The following is an 8,675-nucleotide window of genomic DNA, read 5'->3' as shown; positions in this document are numbered from 1 at the left end:
ATATCGTCGGGGGGACTAGCGATGAAGTCTTCTAGAGAAACATTTTCTGATAAAACGGCTGTCATTACCATAGCCATTGACTCCCTTTTGCAGAATTCAATAATATTATAGCAATCTTTGGAAATGGGTAATGGGTAATGGGTAATTGGTAATTGGTAATTGGTAATTGGTAATTGGTAATTGGTAATTGGTAATTGGTAATTGAAACTCACCCAATGCCCAATGCCCCATGCCCAATGCCCCATGCCCAATGCCCCATGCCCAATGCCCCATGCCCAATTTAATCAATATTAATTTGATTAGGAGGTTTTGGTTGATTCCGATTATCATCCTTCAAAGTTTTGCGCCCCGACGACGCATAATCCTTGTACAAATCCACAAACATCTTAGTCAACTGCTGCAAAGAAAGCTGTTCACCATTAACTTGAGCTTTCATATAAGCTTTCAGAACTTCAATATAAGCCAAACCAAGAGCCAGCGTCAGAGTAGCCGCCGTTGCACCGGAGATAGCACCACCGACAATTGTACCCGCACCCGGAATCATTTTAATCAAATTAGTCACAATACTTCTACCAACAGCAGTCACCCCACCAGCACCGCTAATAGCAGACAGCATCGCCGAGATAAATCCCTTATCAAAGGGCATTCCAAAAATCACAGTAATATTAGCAATCATTGCCGTTTGCATCGTCATCAAAATTGGCGCATCAGCAAACGGCACAGGAGTTGCACCGATAATCGCAGAACCGGCAACATAGGCACTTAAATACTTAAATGCCATATCAGATTTGAGTCCAATATTGGCAATTTGTTCTTTGACAAAGGCTTTTTTTGCTACTTCCGGTAGCAGTTGAAAAGTTGCATCGACCAACTTATCTAAACCGTGAGATTTTACTGTATAATCCTCATCAATTTCTTCTGGTTCAGCCATGACTGGGATAATTAGACTGACTGGCAAATTCATGTGTTCCAGTTGCTTGAAAAACTCGCTCGGTTTTTTCGATGTAGTTTGAGTCAGCACTAAAATAACTGGTACATCCATGATTTCCATTTCTCTTAGCCAGCATTCCTCCACGGATTCTATGCGATTTGCGCCGTGATTGATGCAGTACCAAATGACGTGAATGTGTTCTTTGGGGTGCAGAAGTCTTTGGTCTTCAATGAGTTTAGCAACGTTTAATTGAATAATTTTAATTTGTTCGGCGTTGAGTTCAAGTCCAGGAGTGTCGTAAACTGCGATCGGGCAATTCGGTTTAGTATATTGGCGGATACCGTGAGTGACGGGGCGGCCGACTCCGGTTTCTGCTAAGCGCTGGCGAAAAACTGCATTAATCAGGGTACTTTTGCCGACTCCGGTTTTGCCGATGACTAAAACATTGCACTGTCCCACTTGGTTTTCTGCGTCTTTGAAGGCATCGTAACTGTTGATTAACACGTCGTCTAAGGAAAAGTCGTCTGACATGGCGATTTGCTCCGAATTATTACTAAATAGGACTTACGGAGGGGTAGTGAGAAACCGGGTTTTTTACGAAAATCCTTCGTTGGATTCCACAAATTGGGCAAAAAACCCGGTTTCTTGGGCCTTCGGGTAGTGAGAAACCGGGTTTTTTTACGAAAATCCTGGATTGTAATCGACAGATTAGGTAAAAAACCCGGTTTTTTTGGCCTTAATGAGTAAGTCCTGTTAAAAATATTGTAGCAATTTGATTTGAGAATGCGCGCAGAATAATAATTGTCGCAGAATATAATTCCGATGCTCGACAAACAAAGTCCGGATGGTGCACGGACTCAAAGAATCATTTATCTAATAATTTAATATTTTAAGCTAACAATTCATCGACGGCAATGGTAAAACCTGTGAGAACTTGTTGCGTGCTGACTGTTTCGCCCGCTCGAAATCCCAATATTTGATTTTGTGTTACCACGAATACTAAATGACTTTCAGGGAAAACTAGCCACACTTCCTGACAGCTAGATGCCAAATATTCCTGTGCTTTGAGAAAGACATCTTCAGCAATATCTGTGGGTGAAACTATCTCGGCAACTAAAGAGAAACTCTGCGGAAAAGTAGGAACATCGCCGAATTGTGCAACTAATTCTGGTGTGAGATAAGCTACATCGGGACGGCGAACTTGTCGGTTGGTGCGGCAAGGTGGTGAAATATAAACTTCACCTCCCTGTTGGCGAAAAATCATGTAATTTGCCCAAGAAAAACTCAAGCTTGATTGAATTTTACTATGCTTGAGTGTGGCTCCATGTTTCTCTACGATTTGACCGTCCACCCATTCCATATTCTTGGGCGGATGAGCCATGAAGTCTTCTATGGTAAGATTGTCTGGTACAGTGGCAGTCGCGAGCAGAGCTGTTTCCTCGATTGTGGATAATTCGCTGGCAGTCGCGAGCATAGATTTTTCCTCGATTTTGGATAGTTCGCTGATACTATTATCGCTGATGCTGCGGAAATTGTCGGGATGATGGGTGCGGCGCGAGAAACCGGGTTTCTAACCTACTCAATACTTTGAATTAATTTAATGTTGTTTCTCAGCCATTCATTGACCAAAACTTGAACGTCAATATTTTTAGTTTCGGCAATTTTAGTCACGAACTGCTCGACATCAGCTTCTAGATAAATTGGATAATGAAAGGTAGCATCAGGATGGTAAAATTTGCCTTGCTCTGACGCAGAAAAATCATATTCTGATTTCATAATTTCCTCTCTTGATAAGATTGTGTTTCAATGAAAGTAGCTTTACGTGCTGAAATAATCCGAATCATGCAGGAGGAGCGCTCTGTTTGTTCAAAGGTATGGACAACAACCCTGAAAATTCCTGTTTCATCTACGCCTATGGTAATCCATCTATCTTCATCTTGACTGTGTTCTTCATCATAGAGTGTTAATTGATACGGATCGCGAAAAACAGTTGATGCCAAACGAAAATTTAATTGGTGCTTGCGAATATTTTGCTTTTCTTTGGCTGGATTCCAATCAAAGTTATAATCCAAAGCGATTTACGAGCGTGATTCAGGTACAACTCAATCATAACATAAATTATGAGTTGATGCACTACTGTAACTTGTGTAACAATTCGTGGTGAAATAAACCCGGTTGATTCGCAATCTGATTGTCTCCCAAATATTGCTAACAATACTTATGGATTAATACTTTTAGTAAGGGCGTTTATACACATCATGAAAAAAAGTATCTTTCATTGATTATCTCCCAGTTTTCTGATTAAAAATCTGACTTCTTCAAGCAGAGTATTAAATCTTTGGTCGTTTTCTAATTTGTACTGTTGAAAATCCTCATCCCGCCGCCGCATTTCTTCATCCCGTTGACTGTCTCTTTCTAAAAGAGCATTGACGGCACCTACAAGCATATCGACATTGCGGTTAGTTTGTTCGATATTCCGAGTTGTTTGCTCTACAGTGGAAGACAAATCCTCAACGGTAGAAGCCAAATCATCCATCATTGCGTCTGTCCAGCGTTCTGTTGTCATTGTTTTTTTCCTTTGCTTGTTTTCGAGGGATATTTTAGGTAGTCCAATTATATTTTAGCGATCGCCCTTTCTGAAGTGTTGTGCTACAAATTAGAAATGTTCCAGCACGTATTTTTCCTGTGCATAAACATTCCGCAGCGATTCAACTGCTATTTTCGGCAACATAAATTTAATCACTCCCACCAATCGCCCCCAGTCGAACAATTCAGGAACCGATACAGCTTGATTAAATTTCTGTGCATAGAAATCTACCCAAAAATCCGGTGCATTTCTCTGTTTGTTGCTGGCCATGCGCCGCTTCCAGTAACCAAAATCTAAACTTTTGGGCGATTCCACTCCCAAAATTGGCGGTAAGTCGGCGTAGCTGACAAAGCGACTCATTCCTTGGGCGTGCACGTAAAGGATATGCCGCCAGCGTTCGATGCGATATATTTGTTCTACCTTGATTTTGAGGAGACGCGCGATCGACTCTTTAGTCGCAAACCGGCTCAAGGGATGAACGGGGGTTGATTTCCGCGAAAAGTTTGCTACCATAGTCTGTAATTGTTTGAGATGAGTAGTTGACGTGTCGTTTACGGGTGTTTGAACTCTCGGAAAGCGGGTAGTTGACCTCTGTGAAAGCAAGAGTTTGATTTGAACAGGCGATCGCCCTTTAGTTTTCCAGGCGTTGGGGCGATCGCTTTTTAGGATAAAACCATCTTATGACGGTATACCATCATTTGTCAAGTATGGGTTTAGTCAGGTTAAAAGTCAGAGAATTCGCTGCTGAGAAAGGCTGGACGCTGAAAGAGGTTTCAGAGCGATCGGGAGTCATCTACAGCACCGTCAGACACTACGCCCGCTGTCCGGGGGTGTCAACTATTGACTTCATTTCCATACACAAATTGGCCCGCACATTTGATGTGATGATTGAAGAGTTGGTGGAAATTGTGCAGGAATAAAAGGCATATTTACATTCAAACAAAGCGTCTGAATTACTCCAGACGCGATCGAACTTTCATCAACTCAATATTGCTCGACAGTTGCCAATATCTGATTCACAGACTCACCCGGTTGAAGCGCTTCCCAATCAGAAGTAATCGGTTGGAAAGAACAGTAGCACAGCACAATTCGCAAGTCAGTATCAAAGGAAGAAAACTGGTGAACGCTAGTAACTATCCAATCTCCATCTTTCCCGTGAGTTACTCCATTACCGGAATCAGAGAGATTGTCGTAGTCGCGGGTTCTGTCTCCAGGCTGGGGAAGAATTGGGTTTTCCTCCCAACTCCAGTTTTCCCACAGAATATCAGTTAAACCGCCCCTCGGCATAAGCTGGCGTTCTTCCCAACCGGGAGCACTCATGGTTTCGGCTTTATAGACAATCCAGATTTTTTTTGCCATCTTTACCTCTGTCTTTTACCAATGAGACTATTTTGATAAAGTGATTAGTTCAGCCAATTGTTCGCGACTGGCCCACCAATCATCTAACGATATAGACACAAGTTGTACGTCATCGGAATTGCTCAGCGATACTGGAGGTGAATCTGACCAAATTGTTCTGTAGATAAAATCAATTATTTCTATGATATCATCGCTATCGTAAGGGTAACGGCCGCCAGAAAAATCTTCATGGTTCACATCAGGATGTGTCAGCAAATATTCAAATGCCAGTTTCAAATACTCCAAATCATCGTGATTGCTGGCGTTTTGTTTCATCCACTGAACTAATGGCAAATATTCTTGCATTTCATCCGCAGGTAGTTCGTGATGATTGAACCACGCAACTGTTATGTCAGATAAATAGTGATTGACCATTGCTGCGTTTCCTTTTCCATGTTCAAGGTATTGCCCACTTCTTGCAAAAGTTCATAACCCCTTGAATCTATCGGTATTTCTTCCTCAATGAGAATATCGCACAAAGTCTCTAACGCCAAATTCCACTCACCCGCATTGATGTAAGATTGAAGGAATTCTATTTGATCGTCCGAGAAAACTTCCTTAAGTTGCGTAAGGACTTCATTAAGCTTCTTTACCACAATTTTATTGTCAAACATGAGTCTATCTCCTTAATTATTATCTACGGGTTGGGCGATATATTAGTCGGAAAAGCTGTGATGACACCTCTCTTATGTTAACACCGTCTCTAGTTCCATCAATCTGCCATTTTACAGGGTTTCCGGTCTTGGTGTATTTAGCACCCGCCTTTCCATTTTGCTGGAACCAGATAGAATTAGGGTCTTGAATCACCTCTGAAATATAATTGATAGTCTGCTCGTCGCTCCAGCTTGCGGGAAATTCACTTTTACCAGAAATTCCTCTACCAGGGCCGTGACCACCTCCTGTGGTGTCACTATCGAGAATATGAGTGCGTTGCTGAGAGTTGATTTGAGATAGATTATTGACATCAACTCCACTGGGAATATTGCCTGAAGAATTATTGCTCATAGAAGGAGTTACTTAAACTTTAGCAAAGACTTAAGATAAGTATAAACTAATTCTTTTTTCCAAAGTATATGTTCATAATCAATGGTCATAGGATGGATGGTAACATTGACGCCGTTTTCTTGAGATTGAAGTCGATTGAGTTTGTGCTGACATTTGATATAAGTATCTCTAGGTACATAAAATCTGACTTCACCTCCTCCATTTTCCTGAAGATAGTTAACATATTTCTTAGATGCTGTCTTAATAGAGCTAATCGAACTAGGTTTATAAGCTTTGGCATCACAAATTAAACGGTGAGATGTTAGATAAAAATCTGGTTTACAGTAACCTTTGCCATTTTCAAAATTAAGTTTAGGTTTGATTCGTAAACTTGACAGAAGATTTTCTGTATCATCAGAGTCTAACAGCATTTTTAATAAGGCTAATTCCCCTTGATCGCCTTGTAGTTGCGTACTCGGTTTTTTTTGATAATAGTCACTGGCGGGATTTTGGGTTAAATCAGTGAGTCTTTCTGTCGCGTTGGGATTTTCATATAACATCCAAGAATCACCCGGAAGGTTAGCGAGTTCGAGGGCTAGCCATGTGGGTACACCTGATGCAATAGCGGTTGTCAAAAAAATCTCGCTTTTGGCGATCGTATCTTGAATAGAAGTATCATTAACAGTCGTATTAGCCAATTTAGTTGTTGGATGAGTGATTGAAGACAAAAAACTTTGATTCCTCATCGTACCAAAACCCCACCGGTTTTGTATCTCTTCCAATTCCTCTCTTAAACGTTCAACTTGACTTAAGCTTTCCTCACACATTTCTAGCAGCGTCGAAAACTGCCAGCCTAACTCAGAAGCAGGACACTCAGAAAGTCGATCGGCGCAAGCATGAATTTCATCCATCGCTTCTAGTAGTTGGGCGATTTTAGTCCGCCATTGTTCGATGTCGTCTCTGAGTGTCATATTTTACTCCTTAACCCCAACGGGATTTAATTCCTTCAAGCATTTCAATGGCTGTTCTGAGTTCGCTAGATACCTCATCACAGCCCTCTGATAAACTTGAAAATTTTCTGCTTAGTTCAGATTGAACAGTCTCAGGAACTTTTCTTGAGGACGCATTTACGTCTTCCAGTGACTCAACTATTCGGCTAATCATGCCCCGGAATTCTTCGATTTCAGATGATAAGCTCATAGACTAACCTCCTTTGATAAATACATACAAACATCTCCACTTAAGGTTCAGATACTAGATGACGCCAGAGCGTATCTTGTAGTGACACTGTTTTCCCTACAGGAATGCTAATAAAGGGAGTATTCACGAATATATTATCACCTTCAGATCCTTTTAGAACAGCCCTACCAAGCGCTTTTTTTGGTATTGTCCCAGCTAAACTGTTTTCTAGAATCAGTCCACTGGCTTCTTCTGTCACCCGGAAAACAATTTTTTCTTCACAGGAATCAAGCACCTGGTTTGAAACTATCGCACTTGTAGGTCTTTGGGTGCAAAAAACAACATGAAAACCGCATTTTCTCCCTTGATTAGCATACTGAATTAATCGGTTTTCAATAATTCGTTGCAGTTTATCAGAAGCACGAGCAATAGCAGCGGCTTCATCAATTATCCAAAGGGTGCGTGGGATATCAACCCCCTGTTTCTTTAATTGCTGTATATTCTGCACTTCATACTGTTTGAGTAATTCAATTCGTCTTTGGTACTCATCGGTGTGGAGTTTTTCAACGAATAACTGACATTCTTCTATGGTTGTGACAATTTCAACATTATCTTTGAGATACTTGACCAAAAAATTAAAGTCAACTCCAGCAAAATCGGCAATATAAATTTTTCCTGTGGGATTAGCATAGATAAACTGAAAAATCACCCAATTCAGAAAGTTACTTTTACCGGCACCTGGTACACCAGCCACTAAACGATGAGCAATTTCTGACCAGCTTGATGTTACGTAAGGATTTTTCTGTCCTACTTGAAATAGAGGTTTCTTGGGAAATAGCTATGCGGAAAAAGCCGCTAATTTCTTGGGCTGTCGCCAGCCGGTGCAATGGCTTTAAATCAACCATCCGAGATGGTGGCGGAGTTGCTGACAACTTCGCTAAACCTGAACCATCTGAAACAGCATTAGATAGTTGCGGTAGATTTGGATTTTGCTCTGAGTTGACACCGCCTATCATTGGTGGTTGATTTGGATAGTACAATGATGGTTTGTCGGGAAGACTGCCAAAATTACCACCTAATTTTCCTAATCCTTTTTTTTGTGGCTGAATTGCATTTGCAATTGACATTTCACTGTTGTTTTTCTGCCAGCCTTCCCATTCAATAGCACTTGAAATATCTACGTTTTTTGTGGCTTCTAAGCTTTCGGAAAAACCGGGTTGATTTTTGCTAACTTGGATGATGCGGCATCGTTTCCCGTGAGGTGTTTCTTTGATGGCTTCATGGATGAGAGCGTCGAGGACGGGAAAAGCATCGGCACGATTTTCTGCTAGGGCTTTGATGCTATATTGGAATAGGTCGCTGTTGGGATAGGACTGTTGGTATTTTTGGTAGAGTGCTGATGTGACTGAGAGAATGTTGTCTTTGATTCCGCTGGTGTTGGCGTTGACTTTATCCAATTGAGCGAGCATTTGGTTGATGGCATTTACCCACAAAGATTTTTGATTGGGGTTGTCATAGGTTTGCAGGGTGATTTCTAAAATGAGTTTGCTGTCTAAGCGGTGGATGACATCGCAGACTGCTGACATATCATTGGTT

Annotated in this window: 15 protein-coding genes and 1 pseudogene; 1 reads left to right on the top strand and 15 read right to left on the bottom strand. The window is 41.3% G+C overall.

Translation table 11 applies throughout. The features are described from left to right. The 7 genes and pseudogenes from JGK20_RS32810 to JGK20_RS32780 all read right to left on the bottom strand — a co-directional run. A pseudogene (locus tag JGK20_RS32810) lies at positions 1-245 on the bottom strand (hypothetical protein); the annotation flags it as partial. A 35-nt stretch (positions 246-280) separates the two neighbouring features. Then, positions 281-1,462: a GTPase gene (locus JGK20_RS32805; RefSeq protein ID WP_293233604.1), complete on the bottom strand. Its 1,182-nt coding sequence runs from the start codon at positions 1,460-1,462 to the stop codon at positions 281-283. A 358-nt stretch (positions 1,463-1,820) separates the two neighbouring features. After that, entirely contained in the window at positions 1,821-2,405 is a 585-nt protein-coding gene (locus tag JGK20_RS32800; RefSeq protein WP_293233602.1) for a Uma2 family endonuclease, read from the bottom strand. 101 nt (positions 2,406-2,506) lie between these two features. Continuing rightward, positions 2,507-2,707: a hypothetical protein gene (locus JGK20_RS32795; protein WP_293233600.1), complete on the bottom strand. Its 201-nt coding sequence runs from the start codon at positions 2,705-2,707 to the stop codon at positions 2,507-2,509. Beyond that, positions 2,704-3,003, bottom strand: coding sequence for a BrnT family toxin (locus JGK20_RS32790; RefSeq protein ID WP_293233598.1), 300 nt, complete (start codon positions 3,001-3,003; stop codon positions 2,704-2,706). The genes JGK20_RS32795 and JGK20_RS32790 overlap by 4 nt, the downstream gene beginning before the upstream one ends. A 203-nt stretch (positions 3,004-3,206) precedes the next feature. Then, a complete protein-coding gene (locus JGK20_RS32785) occupies positions 3,207-3,497 on the bottom strand; it encodes a hypothetical protein (RefSeq protein WP_293233596.1) in 291 nt (96 codons plus the stop codon). Positions 3,498-3,587: 90 nt separating this feature from the next. Next, positions 3,588-4,031 carry a hypothetical protein gene (locus JGK20_RS32780; RefSeq protein ID WP_293233594.1) on the bottom strand — a complete coding sequence of 148 codons (444 nt, stop codon included), beginning with the start codon at positions 4,029-4,031 and terminating at the stop codon, positions 3,588-3,590. A gap of 194 nt (positions 4,032-4,225) precedes the next feature. On the opposite strand from JGK20_RS32780, the gene JGK20_RS32775 reads away from it, so the two are divergent. Further along, positions 4,226-4,438, top strand: a complete 213-nt coding sequence (locus JGK20_RS32775) for a helix-turn-helix transcriptional regulator (protein WP_293180530.1) — start codon at positions 4,226-4,228, stop codon at positions 4,436-4,438. Between the two features lie 64 nt (positions 4,439-4,502). Here the strand turns inward: JGK20_RS32775 and JGK20_RS32770 are convergent, their stop codons facing one another. From JGK20_RS32770 to JGK20_RS32735, 8 genes are all read right to left on the bottom strand, one after another. After that, positions 4,503-4,877 (bottom strand): hypothetical protein, encoded by a 375-nt coding sequence (locus tag JGK20_RS32770; protein ID WP_293233592.1) that lies wholly within the window; start codon positions 4,875-4,877, stop codon positions 4,503-4,505. Between the two features lie 27 nt (positions 4,878-4,904). Continuing rightward, positions 4,905-5,291, bottom strand: coding sequence for a hypothetical protein (locus JGK20_RS32765; RefSeq protein WP_293233590.1), 387 nt, complete (start codon positions 5,289-5,291; stop codon positions 4,905-4,907). Further along, the gene (locus tag JGK20_RS32760; RefSeq protein WP_293233588.1) at positions 5,264-5,530 is read right to left on the bottom strand and encodes a MafI family immunity protein; all 267 of its coding nucleotides are present in this window, start codon (positions 5,528-5,530) and stop codon (positions 5,264-5,266) included. Before JGK20_RS32760 ends, JGK20_RS32765 begins: the two co-directional genes overlap by 28 nt. A 19-nt stretch (positions 5,531-5,549) precedes the next feature. Then, on the bottom strand, positions 5,550-5,921 hold the full coding sequence (locus JGK20_RS32755) for an EndoU domain-containing protein (RefSeq protein WP_293233586.1): 372 nt from the start codon (positions 5,919-5,921) through the stop codon (positions 5,550-5,552). Between the two features lie 8 nt (positions 5,922-5,929). Further along, on the bottom strand, positions 5,930-6,871 hold the full coding sequence (locus JGK20_RS32750) for a hypothetical protein (RefSeq protein WP_293220776.1): 942 nt from the start codon (positions 6,869-6,871) through the stop codon (positions 5,930-5,932). A 10-nt stretch (positions 6,872-6,881) separates the two neighbouring features. Further along, positions 6,882-7,100 carry a hypothetical protein gene (locus tag JGK20_RS32745; protein WP_293220773.1) on the bottom strand — a complete coding sequence of 73 codons (219 nt, stop codon included), beginning with the start codon at positions 7,098-7,100 and terminating at the stop codon, positions 6,882-6,884. Between the two features lie 40 nt (positions 7,101-7,140). Next, positions 7,141-7,848, bottom strand: a complete 708-nt coding sequence (locus JGK20_RS32740) for an FtsK/SpoIIIE domain-containing protein (protein ID WP_293233606.1) — start codon at positions 7,846-7,848, stop codon at positions 7,141-7,143. Then, a partial coding sequence (locus JGK20_RS32735; RefSeq protein ID WP_293233584.1) for a hypothetical protein occupies positions 7,808-8,675 on the bottom strand: 868 nt, incomplete at its 5' end. The genes JGK20_RS32740 and JGK20_RS32735, both read right to left, overlap by 41 nt.

This window comes from Microcoleus sp. PH2017_05_CCC_O_A (assembly GCF_020738785.1).
Taxonomy (GTDB): Bacteria; Cyanobacteriota; Cyanobacteriia; order Cyanobacteriales; family Microcoleaceae; genus Microcoleus.
Note: the sequence above shows the minus strand (reverse complement) of the source record. Positions and strands in the feature narration are given on the sequence as shown.